The following is a 15,342-nucleotide window of genomic DNA, read 5'->3' as shown; positions in this document are numbered from 1 at the left end:
CGAGGCGGACCGCCTGGAGCCGCAGGAAGGGATGGACACCGTGACACGACCAAGGATTCTGGTGGTGGGCGCAGGTTTCGCCGGTGTGGAGTGCGTGCGACGGCTGGAACGCAGGCTCGCCCCGAACGAGGCCGAGCTCACGCTGGTGACGCCGTTCTCCTACCAGCTCTATCTGCCGCTGCTGCCCCAGGTCGCCTCCGGGGTGCTGACCCCGCAGTCGGTCGCGCTCTCCCTGCGCCGCAGCGAGAGGTACCGCACCCGGATCATCCCGGGCGGGGCCATCGGCGTGGACCTGAGGTCCAAGGTCTGTGTCATCCGCACCATCAACGGCGAGACCGTCAACGAGCCGTACGACTACATCGTGCTGGCCCCCGGCAGCGTCACCCGCACCTTCGACATCCCGGGACTGACGGACCACGCCTTCGGGATGAAGTCGCTGGCCGAGGCCGCCTACCTGCGCGACCACGTCATCTCGCAGCTCGACCTGGCCGACGCGGGCCACGATCCGGCGGAGCGGGCCTCGCGGCTGCAGTTCGTGGTGGTGGGCGGGGGCTACGCGGGCACCGAGACCGCTGCCTGCCTCCAGCGGCTGACGCACGCCGCCGTCAAGCGCTATCCGCGGCTGGACCCGGGCCTGATCAAGTGGCATCTGATCGACATCGCGCCGAGGCTCATGCCCGAACTGGGCGAGGCGCTCGGGCGCAGCGCGCAGGAGATCCTGACCCGGCGCGGCATCGAGATCTCGCTGGGCGTCTCCATCGCGAAGGCCGGCCCCGACGAGGTCACCTTCACCGACGGCCGGGTGGTGCCCACCCGCACCCTGATCTGGACCGCCGGGGTCGTCGCCAGTCCGCTCATCGCCACGCTCGGCGCGGACACCGTCCGGGGGCGGCTCGCGGTCACCGCGGACATGTCCCTGCCGGGGTACGACGGGGTGTTCGCGCTCGGCGACGCGGCCGCGGTGCCCGACGAGGCCAAGGGTGACGGCGCCGTGTGCCCGCCGACCGCGCAGCACGCCCTGCGGCAGGGCAGGCACGTCGCCGACAACGTGATCGCGACCCTGCGCGGCCTGCCGCTGCGGCCGTATGTGCACCGGGACCTCGGACTCGTGGTGGACCTCGGCGGCACCGACGCGGTGTCCAAGCCGCTCGGCCTGGAACTGCACGGTCTGCCCGCCCAGGCGGTGGCCCGCGGCTACCACTGGTCGGCGCTGCGCACCAACGTCGCCAAGACGCGGGTGATGACCAACTGGCTGCTGAACGCGGTGGCCGGCGACGACTTCGTCCGCACCGGGTTCCAGGCGCACAAGCCGGGCAATCTGCGGGACTTCGACTTCACCGGCGTGTATCTGACGCCGGAGCAGGTGCGGGCGCACGTCGCGGAGGCGGGCCGGGCGGCGCGGTGACCGGGCGGGCCGGATCGGCCCGCGCCGTGCGATGCTGGGTTCCGGATCAACGCGTGTGACGGGAGAGAGTGCGGCGGGGTGAAAGCGGCGGGACGCTCGGTGCGGGCACGGCTGCGGGACCGTCTGGCGGCGTCCGATCCCGGGCTGCTGCGGCTGACGGCCGGGCTGCGGACGGTGGGGGCCATCGCGCTGACGCTGGCCGTGCTCGCCTCCGTGGGGTCCGAGGTCACCCATTTGGTGGCAGGGGCCATGGCGGCGATGGTCGCCACCTTCGCCATCCGGGAGAGGCAGCGCGGCGCCCAGGCGATCACGCTGGCCTTCGGCCTGCCGGTGGCGCTGGTGTCGGTGTCGCTGGGCGCGGTGCTCAGCGAGCGGCTGGTCGTCGGGGACGTCTTCTTCGTGGTCCTCATCTTCTGCGCGGTCTACGGCCGCCGGTTCGGCGACCGCGGGACCGCGCTCGGTCTGATCGGGTTCCAGGTCTACTTCCTGGCGCTGTTCGTCGGCGCCTCCGCCTCGGAACTGCCGGGGCTGTGGGCCGCCCTGACCGTGGCGTTCGCGTGCAGCGCCCTGGTGCGGTTCGCCGTCGTCCCCGTGACGCCCGCGGGGCTGCTCGAGCGGCTGCGCCAGGCGTTCCGGGCCCGGCTGGCCCAGCTCGTCTCCGCGCAGCTGGTGCTGCTCGACGCCGGGCCGGACGAGGTGGACAAGGCGCTGGAGGACGTACGGGAGGGCAACGCCCGGCTGCACGAGACGGCCCTGATGATCCAGACCCGGCTGGAGGAGGGTACGCCCGACGAGTCGACGGCACGGCTGGTGCAGCGCCGGGTCGCGGACGCCGAGATCGCCGCCGAGCGGCTCGGTCTGCTGCTGCTGTCCGCGCGCAGCGCCGAACGGGCGGACACCCTCACCCTGCATCTGCCCGGCGCGCCCGCCCCGGAGACCGGCCGGCTGCCCGGCACGGACGAGGCCACCGCCGTACTGCGCCGGGATCTGCTCGCGCTCCGCGCGCTCGTGCTGCGGACCGGGGTGGCGGGGACGGCCGTGGCCCAGGTACGCAACCGGCTGCTCGGCTACCGGGACGAGGAGAACCTGCCGCCCGCCTCGTCGGCGGTGCAGGACGTGTTCCGGGCCGTCGGTGAGGCCGCCCGCGCCGTCATGGGGCTGCGCATCGCGCTCGAAGGCCCGCAGGACGAGTCGGACGACAGCCCGGCGACGGCCCGTTCCCGGGAGGAGCTGGACGCCGAGGACGCCGCCATCGACGCGGGCGACGAGGGCGAGCCGGACGACTCGGCGAAGGGGCTGCAACGGCCCACCACACGCGCGGCCGTCCAGGTCGCCGTGGGCTCCACACTGGCCATCGTCGGAGGCGAACTGCTGTCCACCGACCGCTGGTACTGGGCGGTGCTGACCTGCTGGATCGTGTTCATCAACACGGCCTCCACCGGCGAGATCCTGGTCAAGGGCTACCGGCGGCTGCTGGGCACGGTGTTCGGCGTCGTGGCCGGCATCGTGCTGGCCGGCCTGGTGGGATCGCACACCCTGACGGCGTTCGTCCTGGTGCTGGTGCTGATCTTCGCGATGTTCTACACGGCGCCGCTCTCCTACACGCTGATGTCGTTCTTCGTGACCGCGATGCTCGGGCTGCTCTACACCCTGCTGCACACCTACAGCTGGGAGGTGCTGGTGCTGCGCGTGGAGGAGACGGCGCTGGGCGCGGCCTGCGGGGTGGTCGCGGCGGCGCTGGTGCTGCCGGTGAACACCGACCGGCGCACCAGCGAGTTGCTGGTCACCGTGCTGGAACGGCTGGCCGAGGTCACCGAGGCGGCCGTCGGACAGCTCAGCGGGGGCCCCGCCGACGACCTGCTGGACCGGGCACGGGAGCTGGACCAGGCTCTGGGCGATCTGCGCGCCGCCACCCAGCCGCTCACCCACCCGGTCACCCCGCTGCGGGCCCGGCGCACCACCGCCCGGTACGTGGTGGCATTGCTGGAGACCTGCGCGTATCACGCGCGTTCGCTGGCGGCGACGGCCGAGCTGCTGCCGACCCATCCCTCGATCGCGGCGGACCCCCGGCTGCGCGGGGCGGCGGGGCGCACGGTGCGCAACATCGGGACCATCTCGGCCCGCGTCGCGGACCGAGACCACACGGCGCCGGTCGAGACGGGCCCGAGCATCGCCTCCCTGCTGGGCGGCGACGGCACGGCCCGCTACGGCCGCATCACCGACCGGGTGCTACGACACCTGGAACGCCTGGACGAGGCCGTGGTGGGCCTCGCCCGTCCCCTGGGCGTGCCGGTGAAGGCATCCGAACGCTGAGGAGACATCGCCACGGTCGAGGACGGCCGACGGCTTTCGGCCTGGGCCACGGCACCCGAACGCCGAAGGGGCCGCGACTCACCTCACCGGTAGCCGCGGCCCTCACGCCGGCATGCGAACGGCGGTGACGCGCCGGGCCCGACGCACCGTCGGACCGGCGGCCACGGCATGTGACGAGCCGCGGCTTGCCGGTCCGGCGTGGTCGGCCCGCCCCCCGGCCGCCGGGGAGCCGGGGAGCCGGGGAGCTCAGAAGTCGGTCGGCAGGCCGCTGGCCTCCGCGATGCCGCGCAGCTCCTCGTTCTGACGGTGCCGGTCCCTGATGTAGTCGGCGATCTCGTCCAGGCGGGACGGGTCGGCGGCGGTCGCCGCGTCGGTGACCACCCTGACCGGTCCGCTCTCGTCGACCTCCAGCTCGACCACCTCGTTGTCCAGGCGGCCGGTGACGGCGGTGGCGATGACGAGGGCGGCCTCGTCGCGGACTTCCTGGGGCAGTTCGTCGTCCCCGCCGTCCAGCGCGAGGTCCAGACCGGACAGGCGATGTTCCTCGATCGCCTGGAGGACCGGTTCCACCACACGGAGCAGAAGCCGGTAGTCCTCGGTGTCCATCCGGATGCGCAGAAGGTCGAGGTAGACGTCCACGGGCCGACCGTCCGGGGGAATCTCGGATTCGCTCATCCGCTTCGGGTGCCCCGTACCCGGCCGGCCACACGGATGCCGTACGGCGATCACACCCGGCGCCAGCGGGCCAGGGCGAAGGAGAACACTCCGAACAGCACCAGACCGGCGGAGACGCAGACCAGTAGCCATGGACCCAGCGGGGTGCCGGCGAAGCTGCGGAGGGTGTCGTCCAGGCCCTTGGCCTTGCCGGGCTCGTAGTCGACCGCGGCGCGCACGGCGAAGGCACCGGCCGCGGCGAACACCAGGCCGCGGGCCACCCCGCCGCCCACGCCGGTCACATCGACCAGCCGTCGGGTCCGCGGGGAGAGCTCACCGAGCTTGAGCTTGTCGTGGTACTTGCGAAGGACCGCCCGGACACCGATCCATCCGCCCACGCCGACGATGACGATTCCGGCCAGCCCGACCAGCCACTGTCCGGCGGGTACCTCCATGGCCCGGGCGGTGAGGTCCCGGGACTGCCGGTCGCTCGATCCGCTCCCGTTGTCCCGGTTCACGGCGAACGCCAGGACCGACCAGGCGACGAACGCGTAGAAGGCACAGCGCGCCGCCGCCGCCAGGCGCTTGCGCGCGCTGCGGCCGTCCTGGCCGGCCGAACCGAACAGCGCCTCGGACAGCCGCCACAGGGCCATGCCGACGAGTCCCAGGCCCAGCGCCCACAGCAGGACCGCGCCGAACGGTTTGTCGGCGAGTTCCGCCAGGGCACCGCCACGGTCCGCCTGCCGTCGTCCGTCACCGAAGGCGATCCGCAGTGCCAGCACTCCGACCAGCAGATAGATCACACCTCGAGCGGTGAGGCCCGCCCGTGCGGCCCCCTCCGCCATCGAGCCGTTGGCCGCCCGTCGGGCTCCGGCCCGCCCCCTCCATGACATCGCACGTGTGTTCATATATGACCTCCCGAACTCCGGATGCCCCGGCTTCGCTCCCGTACACGGGGCGCGGTGAGGGGAGGTGCGGTGACGTGCACGACCCGGGCGGGCCGTACCTACGCGGGGGCCGGCGCGCCCGCGTCGGTGTCCCACCGGTCGGCCCCGGACGTCGGCACGACCGGGTCCGGCTCGCCGGGCGGGACGGGAACCGTCGAGGGCCCGGCCGCCGCCAGCCAGCGGTGCGCGGTGCCGAGGGCGTGTCGTACGTCCCGGGTGCCCGTCGACACGCACAGGGTGTACGCCAGGTCGCCGATCCGCGCGTCCCGGACTCCCGGTCCGCCGGCGGTCCGGGACGCCACCAGGGCCTCGTACTCCTCGACGAGGCGGCGCAGCACGGTGGGGTGAGGCTTCAGCATGTGTCTCGCTTTCCGGTCCGGGCGGGCGCGGTCACGCCGTCGCCGAGTGTCCGCCGGTGCCGTGCCGGCCCGTCCGCTGTCCCATCGCCTCGTCGCGCACCCGAGCGCAGCTGCGGCTGATGAGACGGGAGACGTGCATCTGGGAGATTCCCAGCCGGTCGGCGATGCGGCTCTGGGTCATGTCCTCGAAGAAACGCATGTAGAGAATCGCGCGCTCACGCTCCGGCAGCCGGCGCAGGCCCTCCTTGGCGGACTCGCGGTCGACCACGACGTCGTAGGCGGAGTCCGCGGCGCCGAGCGTGTCGGCGAGGCTGTAGCCGTCGTCGTCGGACGACAGTTCGGCGTCCAGCGACAGGGTGCTGAAGCTCTCCAGCGCCTCCATCCCGGCACCGACCTCCTCCTCGGTCAGCCCGGTGTGGGCGGCGATGTCCGCCACGGACGGCTCGGGGCTGCCGGGGTTCTGGGTGAGCTCGCGCCGGGCCACCCGCACCTTGTTGCGCAGCTCCTGCACCCGGCGGGGCACGCGCAGGGCCCACATCCGGTCGCGGAAGTGCCGCTTGACCTCGCCGGTGATGGTGGGGACGGCATAGCTCTCGAAGGCTCCGCGGCTCGGGTCGAACCGGTCGATGGCCTTCACCAGTCCCAGGGCGGCCACCTGGCGCAGGTCCTCGACGGACTCACCGCGGTCGCGGAAACGGCCGGCGATGCGGTGGGCCATGGGCAGCCACGCGGTGACGAGCTCGTCGCGGACCGCGTCCCGCTCGGGGCCGTCGTCCAGGGATGCGAGCCGGGTGAAGAAAACGGCGGTGTCGGGGGCGTCGTCGTGCCGCCTGCGGTGCGCGGCGGTCGTCGTGTCGGATGACTCGGGACGAGAGGGGGTGGTGTCAATGAGCATGCGGTTTCGCTCCCGAACGGTGGTTTTCAGGTATCTACCGCGGGACGGTCGCCGCCGGGACACCCGGAGGGTCCACAGCGGCCGTACCGCTCCCGCTGGCGCGCCTCCGGTCCGAAGCACGAAACTCCGATTGCCCCACCCCCGGTGGAACAAACTCCGCTTAGTCGCGGAATCTGCCGGGGTCCGGGCCGGCGATCAGACCAGCGGAACGACCGCGGTGATGCACTTGCCGCCGGCGGGCAGATCGGACACGCGGATGTCGCAGGACAGCCGGCACACGATGGGCCAGCCGTGACCGCCCGGACGGCGGCGTCCCTGCCGGTCGGTCGGCGGCACGGCGACGGGCAGTTGGTCGCTGCGGTCGCTCACCGACAGACGCACTCCGAGACCGCTGACGTCGACCTGGAAGTCGGTGACCCCACCGCCGTGCAGGATGGCGTTGGTGGTGAGCTCGGAGGCGACGAGCAGGGCGTCCTCCAGGGCGTGGCTGTCGCAGGGGGTGTGGGTGGCGCGGCAGCGTTCGGACACCGCCCGCGCGACCGCCTCGCGCACCTCGGCCGGGCGGCATGGGCATGATGGTCCCGCCCGGCGTGCGCCCGGCGGTTCGAAGTCGGATTCGGTCGTGTGCTCCTTACACATCCTGCGGCTCCCTGATCGGTGACGAAAGTCGATGAAGAACGCCTCGGACCTCCCTTTTCGGCTCACCTGTCCCGTTACCTGCAAACCTCTCGACCCTTTTCTGAGTGCCTGTCATTCGAACGGCGCACCGGGGTACGCGGACGGTATGACGGATGTGGTGGACTCGGACGAATTGCTGCGGCGCATTCAGCGGGCGCGGGCCTGCGCGGCGCAGGAGGAGCGGGTGTGGCGGGCCCGGGGCGACGAGCTCGGACGCACGTCTCCAGGCGATCTTGGTGATCCCGGCGCGGCGCGCGACGCCGAGGTGCGCCGGGTGGCGTACGGGGTCGTGCTGCGGGTGCTGGACGAGATCCTGACCCCGGGCAAGCACACGGCGAAGGGCTGACCGGGCCGCCGCGGCCGTGCGGACTGCCCGTGCGGGTTGGCGGGGAGGGGTGTCGGACACCCGGGGCGCATGACGGTCCGGACGGATCGCGGCGGAGATGATCACGCCGTACCCGCCCGGCAACACGCGTCCTGCGGACACCACCGCTTATGGCCCTGGCTGGCTTCCCCCGTCCAGCCGGGGCTTTCTCATGCCCCGCGGAAACTCTCCTCCGCCGAGGTGCCCCGAACGGCGGCAGCGGCTGAAATGAACGTAGGGAAAGCACCGGAACCGAATCCCGGCGAGGAGCCCCGCCCCATGACCAAAGCGATCAAACTCCTGACCGCCCTCCCCCCTCCGCAGCGCGCACGCCTGATGACCCTCGCGCGGGAGGTGTCCTTCCCCGAGGACGCGCGGATCTTCGAGGCGGGAGGCACCGCCGACCGCTTCTGGGTGATCCGCTCCGGCGCGGTCTCGCTGGACCAGCGGGTGAACGCCCTGCACCGGGTGACGGTCGCCGGCCTCGGCGCGGGCGACCTGCTGGGCTGGTCCTGGCTGTTCCCGCCCCACCAGTGGGACTTCGGCGCCGTGGCCTTCAGCCCGGTGCGCGCCTACGAGTTCGGCGCGGCGGCCGTGCTCCGGCTGTGCGAGGAGGATCCGCAGCTCGGGCTGATACTGGTGCGCAACGTCGCCGAGGTCCTCGCCCACCGGCTGGAGATGACACGCGGCAAGCTGATGGAGCAGTACACGATGCACCGGCGGGGCGGCGCCCTGTAGAGCGGTGCCTCACACCCGGTAGCGGCGCGGCGCCGGCATCGCGGCGGCCAGGGCCGGCATCACGACGACGACCAGACCCCGCCGCCCGCGACGGCCGTACGGGGGCCGGCTGCGGAGCCCGCGGTGCCGTGCAGCACGTCGGCCAGGCGGGGGCCGCCGGCCACGACGGCGGTGAAGACGCCCTGCATCCGGCCGCGCGTCTCGTCGGTCGCGGCGGACAGCGGGATCGCCCCGGAAGACTACGAGACCACGGCCCGGGCCCGGGTCTCAGGTTCCGGCGACGAGCGTGACGCCGAGAACGATCATGGTGGCGGCGACCAGTCCGTCCAGGACGCGCCAGGCGGCGGGGCGGGCCAGGTGCCGGCTCAGCAGACGGGCGCCGAAGCCGAGCGCGGCGAACCAGCAGACGCTGGCCAGTACGGCACCGAGGCCGAAGGTCCAGCGCAGCGGGCCGTGGTCGGCGGCGACCGAGCCCAGCAGGAACACCGTGTCCAGGTAGACGTGCGGGTTGAGCCAGGTCATCGCGAGGCAGGTGAGGACGGCCCGGCGGCGGGAGCCCGCCGCCTCGCCCTCCGTCTCCAGTCCGGCGGTGGCCGGCCGGAACACCCGCCGGGCGGCCAGGGCTCCGTAGCCGAGCAGGAACGCGCCGCCGATCCAGCCGACCGCCGTCAGCGCGCCGGGCCACGCCACGACCACCGCGCCGACACCGCCGACGCCCAGGGCGATGAGGACCGCGTCGGACAGGGCGCAGATCGCGACGACGGCGAGGACGGCGTCCCGGCGGATTCCCTGGCGCAGGACGAAGGCGTTCTGGGCGCCGATGGCGACGATGAGGGAGAGTCCGGTGCCGAATCCGGCGGCGGCGGTGGTCAGTGCGGTGCTCATGACGAGGACGCTACGGGCGGGCCGCCGGTGCAGTACAGCTAATGATTCTTACGTAGCATGAGCCGATGTGATGACCGATCTTCCGTTGGACCAGGTCAGGACGCTGCTCGCGGTGGTGGACGAGGGGACGTTCGACGCGGCGGCCGCCGCTCTGCACGTCACGCCCTCGGCGGTGAGCCAGCGGGTGAAGGCGCTGGAGCAGCGCACGGGGCGGGTGCTGCTGCTGCGCACCAAGCCGGTGCGGCCCACCGAGTCGGGCGAGGTGCTGGTGCGGCTGGCCCGCCAGGTGGCCCTGCTGGAGCGGGACGCGTACGCCGAGCTGGGGCTGAGCGGTGCCGGGGAGCCGACCCGGGTGTCGGTGGCGGTGAACGCGGACTCGCTGGCGACCTGGTTCCTCGGGGCCCTGACCCGGCTGCCGCCCGAGTCGCGGCTCTGTTTCGAACTGCGCCGCGAGGACGAGGCCCATACGGCGGCCCTGCTGCGGGAGGGCACGGTGATGGCCGCGGTGACCTCGTCGCCCGATCCGGTGCCGGGCTGCTCCGTGCGGCAGCTGGGCCGGATGCGCTATCTCCCCGTGGCGAATCCGGCGTTCGCCCTGCGGCATCTCGCCGGGCCGCTGCCTCAGGTACTGCCCGGGGCGCCCGTGGTGGTGTTCGACCGGCGGGACGACTTCCAGGACGGCTTCGTGCGCCGGCTCACGCGCGGACGCTCCGAGGCGGGCGCGCGGCGTCACTACGTACCTACCTCGGAGGGCTTCGTCGAGGCGGTCGCCGCCGGCCTGGGCTGGGGCATGGTCCCCCAGGTGCAGGCGGACCCCCTGCTCCGCAGTGGCCGCCTCACGGTGTTCGCCCCGGACCGCGAGGTCGACGTGCCCCTGTACTGGCAGCAGTGGAAGCTGGACTCCCCCGCGCTGGCGGCGGTCGCCGACGCGGTCACGGAAGCGGCGGAGGAGGCCCTGCGGGGCTAGGGGGTGTCGTCCGGATCCTGCGGGGCCGAGCGGGGTGCGGCACCGGACCGAGGCTGTTCTCGGCGCTCGCCAGGAGCATGTCCAGGGCCGTGGGGTAGGCGCTGGTGACCATGCGGGTGGCCAGGAGCGGGGCGGCTTCGGCGATGCGGGGATGGGTGGCTGCGGGGAGGCGGGCGTAGGTCGAGCGCCACATGTCCTCGTCGGCGCGCCGCGCGGCGCCGGGCAGCGCCAGGGACGCGGCGTCGAGGGCGGCGAAGGCCAGCGTGGTGTCGATGAAGGCGTGGTAGACGCGCACCGTTTCCGCCAGGGGGAAGCCCGCGCCGCGGAGCACGTCCAGCACCGCCTCGTCGGCCGCCAGTTCGCCGGCCCGGCCGGAGACGCGGCTGGCCGTGAGGACCGCGGCCTGCGGGTGCGACAGATAGGCCGCGTGGATGCGCAGCCCGACGGCCCGCAGGTCGGCGCGCCACTGTCCGGTCGGGTGCCAGCCGTGCAGCGCCCGGCCGATCAGCGCGTCGCCGATGGCGAGGGTCAGCTCGTCCATGCCCCGGAAGTAGCGGTACAGGGTGCTCGGATCGCAGTCCAGGGCGAGGCCCAGGCGGCGGGCGGTCAGGCCCGCGCCGCCGTGCTCGCGCAACAGCCGCAGCGCGGTCTCGACGATCAGCGCCTCGCACAGGACCCGGCCGCTCTTCGTCGGTCTGCGGCGCCGTCGCCGCTCCTCGGACACCACGCGCTTCGGCATCCCCGTCTCCTCCCACCGGCCTTATGCCAACGCCATTGACCTTACGTCGCGGCCCGGCGTTGTATCTCCGGTCAGGGCCCGCACCACGTCTGAGGTTCATGAGGATCCACGAGGAAGAAAGGGAGGGCTCCGTCATGCGTGTACTGCTCGTGGGAGCGGGTGGGGTGGGGACCGCCGTCACCCGGATCGCGGCCCGGCGGCCGTTCTTCGACCGGATGGTCGTGGCCGATCGCGACCCGGCCCGGGCCGAGGCGGCGGTCGCGGCGCTCGGCGAGGACGGCACCCGGTTCCGGACCGAGCGCGTGGACGCCGGCGACGAGGCGCAGGTGACGGCGCTGCTCGATCGGCACGGCTGCGACGTCCTGCTCAACGCCACCGATCCCCGGTTCGTGATGCCGTTGTTCCGGGCCGCGCGCGGCGCCGGTGCCACCTATGTCGACATGGCGATGTCCCTGTCCCGGCCGCACGCCGAGCGGCCGTACGAGGAGTGCGGGGTCAAGCTCGGCGACGAGCAGTTCGCGGGGGCCGACGCGTGGGCGACGGCGGGTGCGCTGGCCCTGGTCGGCATGGGGGTGGAGCCGGGCCTGTCGGACGTCTTCGCCCGGTACGCCGCCGACGAGCTCTTCGACGAGATCGAGGAGATCGGCGTCCGCGACGGCGCGAACCTCACGGTGGACGGCTACGACTTCGCGCCGTCCTTCAGCATCTGGACCACCATCGAGGAATGCCTCAACCCTCCCGTGGTCTACGAGGCGGACCGCGGCTGGTTCACCACCGCTCCCTTCAGCGAGCCGGAGGTGTTCGACTTCCCCGAGGGCATCGGCCCGGTGGAGTGCGTGAACGTCGAACACGAGGAGGTGCTGCTCGTCCCCCGCTGGGTCGACGCGCGCCGCGTCACCTTCAAGTACGGTCTGGGCCGCGAGTTCATCGACACCCTCAGGACGCTGCGCCTGCTGGGTCTCGACCGCACCGAGCCGGTGACCGTGCCGGGTCCCGACGGGCCGGTGCGGGTCTCCCCCCGCGACGTGGTCGCCGCCTGTCTGCCCGACCCGGCGACGCTCGGCGAGCGGATGCACGGCAAGACCTGCGCCGGGACCTGGGTGCGGGGCGTGAAGGACGGGGCGCCGCGCGAGGTGTACCTGTACCACGTGGTCGACAACCGGTGGTCCATGGCCGAGTACGGCTGTCAGGCCGTGGTGTGGCAGACCGCCGTCAACCCCGTCGTCGCCCTCGAACTGCTCGCCGACGGCGCCTGGTCGGGCACGGGCGTCCTCGGCCCGGAGGCGTTCCCGGCGCAGCCCTTCCTCGACCTGCTGACCGCGTACGGCTCCCCCTGGGGGATGCGCGAACAGTGACGCCCCGCGCGGTTCCGCTGTTTCAGCGTCTGCCGACAGGTGACCCGACTGGGAGTCAGGCATCCCACAAGGTGCGTATCCACTCCGATCACAGGTGACTTTCGATGGACAACTGGCGGAACAGCGCGGCCTGCAGGACCGAGGATCCCGACCTCTTCTTCCCGATCGGCACCTCCGGGCCGGCCCTGGTACAGGCGGAACAGGCCAAGGCGGTGTGCCGGCGCTGCCCCGTGCGGGAGCAGTGCCTGGAATGGGCACTGGAAACGGGGCAGTCCATCGGAGTGTGGGGCGGCACGAACGAGACGGAGCGGCGTGCGCTGAAGCGGCGCGCCGGCGCACGGCGGGCCGGCGGCGGTTCCTGAGCGGGCGCCTCAGCCGCCCGTCCTGCGCAGTGGCCCCCAGGGACCGTCCTGGTGGGCCACTTCCGCCCGCGCCTCGTCGATCACGGCGGGGTCGATCCAGCACAGCGGACGGACGTCGGCGACCAGTGGCTCGTTGTCGGGGCCCCGGCCGTTCTCCCGGCCCTTGAGCACCCAGCACCGGATGCCGGGCCCCTTCTCGCGCGGGAGATGTTCGTAGTCGTACAGCCGGCGGGCCACCCACAACTCCACCGGCCGCTCCTGCCACCACCGCTCCACGTCGAGGGGGTTCGCGGACAGGCCCGGCATGGACACGCCCGTCAGGTCGTCGACGCTGGACGCCCTGCCCAGATCGATCGCCGGACCGCGGGACCAGCGGACGTACAGTCCCCGGTCACGCTCGACCAGTGCGGTGAGCTCGGCGAGTGTGCCGACGACGGGCAGATCGTCCGATGCCTCCATGAGCGGCCTCCCTCCACGGCACGGCGTCAGGCGGACGAAGTACCCGCCCGACGGGAACGGAATCAGGCCCTCCGTGCGGCGGCCGTGCGCCCCGCTCGCCGTGCCCGGTCCCGTGCGCCGCAGTAGGCTCGCTCGCGGGACCGCGCCGGAAGGGGTCGATCATGAGCGTGCGCGTGCGCCGTGTCTACGAACCGCCCGAGCCGGACGACGGGGTCCGTGTCCTGGTCGACCGGTTGTGGCCGCGCGGTCTGGCGAAGGACGCGGCGCGGGTGGACGAGTGGCCCAAGGGGCTGACCCCGTCGACCGAGCTGCGCCGCTGGTACCACGCGGACGACCGGCCGTACGAGGAGTTCCGCGAGCGCTACGAGGTGGAGCTCGCCGCTCCCGAGGCCGCCGAACTCCTGGATCACGTACGCGAGTTGACGGGGAAGGGCCCGGTGACGCTGCTGACCGCGTCCAAGGATCCGGAACGCAGCCACGCCGAGGTGCTGGCCCGCCTCCTCCAGGAGTGAGGGGCGGGCCGTCACATCGATGCGCCCTACGCCGTCTGCTCCGCCGCCGCCCGTCCCGCCGCCCGTCCCGAGAAGAGGCAGCCGCCGAGGAAGGTGCCCTCCAGGGCGTTGTAGCCGTGCACGCCGCCGCCTCCGAAGCCGGCCACCTCGCCCGCCGCGTACAGCCCCTCGACCGGTTGCCCGTCGGCGCCCAGCGCCCGGGAGTCGAGGTCGGTCTGGATGCCGCCGAGCGTCTTGCGGGTGAGGATGTGCAGCTTGACGCCGATCAGCGGGCCGGCCGCCGGGTCGAGGATGCGGTGCGGGGTGGCGACGCGGCCGAGGCGGTCGCCGAGGTAGCGGCGGGCGTTCCGGATGCCCTGCACCTGGGCGTCCTTGCTGTAGGTGTTGGCCAACTGCAGGTCGCGGGCCTCGATCTGCCGCCGTACGACGGCCGCGTCGAGCAGGGGCTCGTCGGTGAGGGCGTTCATCTTCTCGACGAGCTGTTCCACGGTGGGGGCGGTCACGAAGTCCGCGCCCTTGCGCAGGAAGGCGTCCACCGGTCCGGGGGCACCCTTGCCCAGCACGCGTTCGCGCAGGAACGCGGCCCGGTCCTTGGCGGTGATGTCGGGATTCTGCTCGGAGCCCGACAGGGCGAACTCCTTCTCGATGATCTTCTGGGTGAGGACGAACCAGGAGTGGTCGTGCCCGGCGATGTCCTCGGTGGTGCGCAGGTGCCTCAGCGTGCCCAGGGTGTCGTAGCCGGGCAGACAGGGCTCGGGCAGACGGCGGCCGCGGGCGTCGAACCACATCGAGGACGGTCCGGGCAGGATGCGGATGCCGTGGCCGGGCCAGATCGGGTCCCAGTTGCGCAGGCCCTCGGTGTAGTGCCACATGCGGTCCCGGTTGACCAGCCGCGCACCCGCGCGGGCGCTGATGTCCAGCATCCGCCCGTCGACGTAGGCCGGGACTCCGGTGACCATCTCGCGGGGCGGGGTGCCCAGCCGCTCGGGCCAGTACCGGCGGACGATGTCGTGGTCGGCGCCGATGCCGCCGCTGGTGACGATCACGGCCTGGGCGGTGAGTTCGAACGCGCCGGTCTCCTCGCGGCTGGAGGCGACGCCGCGCGGTGACTCGTCGGGGGCCAGCACGGTGCCGCGTACTCCGCGGGCGGTGCCGCCCTCGACGACCAGTTCGTCGACACGGTGGCGGTGGTGGAAGGTGAGCAGTCCGTCGCGCGAGGCCTGCCGGGCGTGGCGGACGAAGGGTTCGACAACGCCGGTTCCGGTGCCCCAGGCGATGTGGAAGCGGGGCACGGTGTTGCCGTGGCCGTCCGCGCGGAGGTCGCCGCGCTCGGCCCAGCCGACGGTGGGCAGGAAGGTGATGCCATGGCCGTTCAGCCAGGAGCGCTTCTCCCCCGCCGCCCATTCGACGTAGGCGCGCGCCCAGCGCACCGCCCAGGAGTCCTCGTCGTCGAGCCGGTCGAAGCCCGCACTCCCCCGCCAGTCGCTCCAGGCGAGCTCGAAGGAGTCCTTGATGCCCAGGCGCCGCTGTTCCGGTGAGCCCACCAGGAACAGCCCGCCGAAGGACCAGAAGGCCTGGCCGCCGAGGTTGGCGGCGTTCTCCTGGTCGACCAGGGCGACCCTGCGGCCCCTGCTGGTCAGCTCGTGGGCCGCGACCAGGCCCGCGAGACCCGCTCCGACGACGATGACGTCGGCATCCATGGCGATCCGT

The 15,342-nt window shown here is 73.0% G+C and carries 17 protein-coding genes and 1 pseudogene; 8 read left to right on the top strand and 10 right to left on the bottom strand.

Annotation, left to right across the window (positions count from 1 at the left end; all coding sequences use genetic code 11):
* Window positions 1-31: 31 nt before the first annotated feature.
* Entirely contained in the window at window positions 32-1,405 is a 1,374-nt protein-coding gene (locus tag IE178_RS27875; protein WP_193514220.1) for an NAD(P)/FAD-dependent oxidoreductase, read from the top strand.
* Window positions 1,406-1,483: 78 nt separating this feature from the next.
* Window positions 1,484-3,718 (top strand): FUSC family protein, encoded by a 2,235-nt coding sequence (locus IE178_RS27870; RefSeq protein ID WP_193514207.1) that lies wholly within the window; start codon window positions 1,484-1,486, stop codon window positions 3,716-3,718.
* A 246-nt stretch (window positions 3,719-3,964) separates the two neighbouring features.
* Here the strand turns inward: IE178_RS27870 and IE178_RS27865 are convergent, their stop codons facing one another.
* From IE178_RS27865 to IE178_RS27845, 5 genes are all read right to left on the bottom strand, one after another.
* On the bottom strand, window positions 3,965-4,393 hold the full coding sequence (locus IE178_RS27865; protein ID WP_184761831.1) for a hypothetical protein: 429 nt from the start codon (window positions 4,391-4,393) through the stop codon (window positions 3,965-3,967).
* 50 nt (window positions 4,394-4,443) lie between these two features.
* A complete protein-coding gene (locus tag IE178_RS27860) occupies window positions 4,444-5,280 on the bottom strand; it encodes a DUF1206 domain-containing protein (RefSeq protein ID WP_184761832.1) in 837 nt (278 codons plus the stop codon).
* A 98-nt stretch (window positions 5,281-5,378) separates the two neighbouring features.
* Window positions 5,379-5,678, bottom strand: coding sequence for a DUF5133 domain-containing protein (locus IE178_RS27855; RefSeq protein WP_193514206.1), 300 nt, complete (start codon window positions 5,676-5,678; stop codon window positions 5,379-5,381).
* A gap of 31 nt (window positions 5,679-5,709) precedes the next feature.
* Window positions 5,710-6,573 (bottom strand): RNA polymerase sigma factor SigF, encoded by an 864-nt coding sequence (locus IE178_RS27850; RefSeq protein WP_193514205.1) that lies wholly within the window; start codon window positions 6,571-6,573, stop codon window positions 5,710-5,712.
* 195 nt (window positions 6,574-6,768) lie between these two features.
* Entirely contained in the window at window positions 6,769-7,212 is a 444-nt protein-coding gene (locus tag IE178_RS27845) for an ATP-binding protein (RefSeq protein WP_193514204.1), read from the bottom strand.
* Between the two features lie 145 nt (window positions 7,213-7,357).
* On the opposite strand from IE178_RS27845, the gene IE178_RS27840 reads away from it, so the two are divergent.
* Window positions 7,358-7,597, top strand: a complete 240-nt coding sequence (locus IE178_RS27840) for a hypothetical protein (protein ID WP_184761836.1) — start codon at window positions 7,358-7,360, stop codon at window positions 7,595-7,597.
* A 297-nt stretch (window positions 7,598-7,894) separates the two neighbouring features.
* Window positions 7,895-8,353 carry a cyclic nucleotide-binding domain-containing protein gene (locus IE178_RS27835; protein WP_184761837.1) on the top strand — a complete coding sequence of 153 codons (459 nt, stop codon included), beginning with the start codon at window positions 7,895-7,897 and terminating at the stop codon, window positions 8,351-8,353.
* A 9-nt stretch (window positions 8,354-8,362) separates the two neighbouring features.
* Here the strand turns inward: IE178_RS27835 and IE178_RS37000 are convergent.
* Both IE178_RS37000 and IE178_RS27825 read right to left on the bottom strand, forming a co-directional pair.
* Window positions 8,363-8,586, bottom strand: a pseudogene (locus IE178_RS37000) (MFS transporter); the annotation flags it as partial.
* Window positions 8,587-8,620: 34 nt separating this feature from the next.
* Entirely contained in the window at window positions 8,621-9,238 is a 618-nt protein-coding gene (locus tag IE178_RS27825; RefSeq protein ID WP_184761838.1) for a LysE/ArgO family amino acid transporter, read from the bottom strand.
* A 70-nt stretch (window positions 9,239-9,308) separates the two neighbouring features.
* On the opposite strand from IE178_RS27825, the gene IE178_RS27820 reads away from it, so the two are divergent.
* Window positions 9,309-10,205, top strand: a complete 897-nt coding sequence (locus tag IE178_RS27820) for a LysR family transcriptional regulator ArgP (protein ID WP_184761839.1) — start codon at window positions 9,309-9,311, stop codon at window positions 10,203-10,205.
* Here the strand turns inward: IE178_RS27820 and IE178_RS27815 are convergent.
* On the bottom strand, window positions 10,171-10,944 hold the full coding sequence (locus IE178_RS27815) for a TetR/AcrR family transcriptional regulator (RefSeq protein ID WP_318280280.1): 774 nt from the start codon (window positions 10,942-10,944) through the stop codon (window positions 10,171-10,173). The genes IE178_RS27820 and IE178_RS27815 overlap by 35 nt on opposite strands.
* 134 nt (window positions 10,945-11,078) lie before the next feature.
* Here IE178_RS27815 and IE178_RS27810 point away from each other — a divergent pair, with 134 nt between their 5' ends.
* Together IE178_RS27810 and IE178_RS27805 are read left to right on the top strand one after the other, a co-directional pair.
* Entirely contained in the window at window positions 11,079-12,299 is a 1,221-nt protein-coding gene (locus IE178_RS27810) for a saccharopine dehydrogenase family protein (RefSeq protein ID WP_193514203.1), read from the top strand.
* 104 nt (window positions 12,300-12,403) lie between these two features.
* Window positions 12,404-12,661: a WhiB family transcriptional regulator gene (locus IE178_RS27805; protein WP_184761842.1), complete on the top strand. Its 258-nt coding sequence runs from the start codon at window positions 12,404-12,406 to the stop codon at window positions 12,659-12,661.
* Between the two features lie 9 nt (window positions 12,662-12,670).
* Here the strand turns inward: IE178_RS27805 and IE178_RS27800 are convergent, their stop codons facing one another.
* The gene (locus IE178_RS27800) at window positions 12,671-13,120 is read right to left on the bottom strand and encodes a DUF6098 family protein (protein WP_184761843.1); all 450 of its coding nucleotides are present in this window, start codon (window positions 13,118-13,120) and stop codon (window positions 12,671-12,673) included.
* A 161-nt stretch (window positions 13,121-13,281) separates the two neighbouring features.
* Between IE178_RS27800 and IE178_RS27795 the strand changes: the two genes are divergently transcribed.
* The gene (locus IE178_RS27795; protein ID WP_184761844.1) at window positions 13,282-13,632 is read left to right on the top strand and encodes a DUF488 domain-containing protein; all 351 of its coding nucleotides are present in this window, start codon (window positions 13,282-13,284) and stop codon (window positions 13,630-13,632) included.
* Window positions 13,633-13,658: 26 nt separating this feature from the next.
* On the opposite strand, the gene IE178_RS27790 is transcribed toward IE178_RS27795, so the two are convergent.
* Entirely contained in the window at window positions 13,659-15,332 is a 1,674-nt protein-coding gene (locus IE178_RS27790; RefSeq protein ID WP_184761845.1) for an FAD-binding dehydrogenase, read from the bottom strand.
* Window positions 15,333-15,342: the final 10 nt, after the last annotated feature.

Source organism: Streptomyces griseoloalbus (assembly GCA_014650015.1).
In the GTDB taxonomy this organism is placed as follows: domain Bacteria; phylum Actinomycetota; class Actinomycetes; order Streptomycetales; family Streptomycetaceae; genus Streptomyces; species Streptomyces griseoloalbus.
The sequence above is the reverse complement of the archived record's forward strand: the minus strand, read 5'-3'. Positions and strand labels throughout refer to the sequence as shown.

Bases quoted from the DNA above. Each gene is read 5' to 3' on its own strand.
- IE178_RS27875 (WP_193514220.1), top strand. From the start codon at position 32: ATGGACACCGTGACACGACCAAGGATTCTGGTGGTGGGCGCAGGTTTC.
- IE178_RS27865 (WP_184761831.1), bottom strand. From the start codon at position 4,393: ATGAGCGAATCCGAGATTCCCCCGGACGGTCGGCCCGTGGACGTCTAC.
- IE178_RS27860 (WP_184761832.1), bottom strand. From the start codon at position 5,280: ATGAACACACGTGCGATGTCATGGAGGGGGCGGGCCGGAGCCCGACGG.
- IE178_RS27855 (WP_193514206.1), bottom strand. From the start codon at position 5,678: ATGCTGAAGCCTCACCCCACCGTGCTGCGCCGCCTCGTCGAGGAGTAC.
- IE178_RS27850 (WP_193514205.1), bottom strand. From the start codon at position 6,573: ATGCTCATTGACACCACCCCCTCTCGTCCCGAGTCATCCGACACGACG.
- IE178_RS27845 (WP_193514204.1), bottom strand. From the start codon at position 7,212: ATGTGTAAGGAGCACACGACCGAATCCGACTTCGAACCGCCGGGCGCA.
- IE178_RS27840 (WP_184761836.1), top strand. From the start codon at position 7,358: ATGACGGATGTGGTGGACTCGGACGAATTGCTGCGGCGCATTCAGCGG.
- IE178_RS27835 (WP_184761837.1), top strand. From the start codon at position 7,895: ATGACCAAAGCGATCAAACTCCTGACCGCCCTCCCCCCTCCGCAGCGC.
- IE178_RS27825 (WP_184761838.1), bottom strand. From the start codon at position 9,238: ATGAGCACCGCACTGACCACCGCCGCCGCCGGATTCGGCACCGGACTC.
- IE178_RS27820 (WP_184761839.1), top strand. From the start codon at position 9,309: ATGACCGATCTTCCGTTGGACCAGGTCAGGACGCTGCTCGCGGTGGTG.
- IE178_RS27815 (WP_318280280.1), bottom strand. From the start codon at position 10,944: ATGCCGAAGCGCGTGGTGTCCGAGGAGCGGCGACGGCGCCGCAGACCG.
- IE178_RS27810 (WP_193514203.1), top strand. From the start codon at position 11,079: ATGCGTGTACTGCTCGTGGGAGCGGGTGGGGTGGGGACCGCCGTCACC.
- IE178_RS27805 (WP_184761842.1), top strand. From the start codon at position 12,404: ATGGACAACTGGCGGAACAGCGCGGCCTGCAGGACCGAGGATCCCGAC.
- IE178_RS27800 (WP_184761843.1), bottom strand. From the start codon at position 13,120: ATGGAGGCATCGGACGATCTGCCCGTCGTCGGCACACTCGCCGAGCTC.
- IE178_RS27795 (WP_184761844.1), top strand. From the start codon at position 13,282: ATGAGCGTGCGCGTGCGCCGTGTCTACGAACCGCCCGAGCCGGACGAC.
- IE178_RS27790 (WP_184761845.1), bottom strand. From the start codon at position 15,332: ATGGATGCCGACGTCATCGTCGTCGGAGCGGGTCTCGCGGGCCTGGTC.